Annotated in this window: 1 protein-coding gene; it reads left to right on the top strand. The window is 55.8% G+C overall.

From position 1 onward, the window contains the following. Nucleotides 1-421 precede the first annotated feature (421 nt). Entirely contained in the window at nt 422-634 is a 213-nt protein-coding gene (locus tag NW856_RS06135; RefSeq protein WP_011434185.1) for a CP12 domain-containing protein, read from the top strand. Nucleotides 635-1,095: the final 461 nt, after the last annotated feature.

Below are 1,095 nucleotides of genomic sequence, written 5' to 3'. Positions count from 1 at the left end.
CGGCAACTGGTGGATCAAGAAGGCATCACCGCCCTTTGGGTAACCCATCGGCTGGCGGAACTGGAGTGGGCAGACGGGGCGATTTTGCTCTCGGAAGGTCAAGTGCGTCAACAGGGATCCCCAGAGCAGGTGCGGCAGCGGATTGAACAACTGTTTGGGGCCTGAGGGATCCCTGCGCATCCTGATCCCAAAGAGATCGCGAAAGCGTAGCTGCACCCCCCGGGTGTCCCTGTTTAGAATGGGTAATGTATCCGGTTGATCAATTCGGTTGGCACAAGGTCATTATCCTGAACTTATTCCCCGTCTGGATCGGCTGGTTTCTACTTGTTGATCCGGGATTACGCTGGATCCCTGCAGATTTGCGTCAGCCGGTTACATCAGCGGGCCACCGGCCCCATCTAGTCTAAAGGAGCTTGAGAACATGGGACTGTCTGAAGTGATCGCCAAAGAGCTGGAAAATGCTCGCAACGTCTGCTCTGAGTACGGCGAAGGGGATCCCCACTGCCGTGCGGCCTGGGATGCGGTTGAAGAAGTGCTGGCAGCTCGCAGCCACCAGCCGAGGACTCCCAGCAGCCTAGAGCAGCACTGCGCCGAAAACCCAGATGCTGTTGAATGCCGGGTCTACGATACCTGATTCTCGGGAACCCCACAGAGTGGATGCTCTCTGTCGATTCCGTAGCGATCGACAGGGTTTCCTACTGGGGATCTCCGACAAAATCCAGCGGCCTGCCGGATCCCTGCCGGTAGGCTTTGCTTTCTTGGACTGGAAGGCTTGACTGGGTGCGGTTTCAGGCGCGACGTACAGAGCGCTTTCTTTTTAGGGTCATTTTGATTCAAACCAGGACACTGCACCCGCACTTAAAACGTTAGATGCACAGGGCCAGAAGGCTTTTCCCAGTACCTCGGTCGCCTTGTCCCAACCTGAAACGACTATGAAATTGTGACCTGCATCATTGCCATCCATCAAAACCAGGACAGGGATTCATCAAACTTATGGCTTATGGGATCCCCAGTGCCGGTGGAGAGCGTTTTTCACGAAGAAAGCCTCTGAGCAGAATCAGCGCGCAGCCATTGCCTCACCCACAAGGCGAAGGC

The sequence above is a fragment of the Synechococcus sp. R3-13 genome (assembly GCF_047462195.1).
Taxonomy (GTDB): domain Bacteria; phylum Cyanobacteriota; class Cyanobacteriia; order Thermostichales; family Thermostichaceae; genus Thermostichus.
This window is presented reverse-complemented; position numbering and strand designations above follow the sequence as displayed.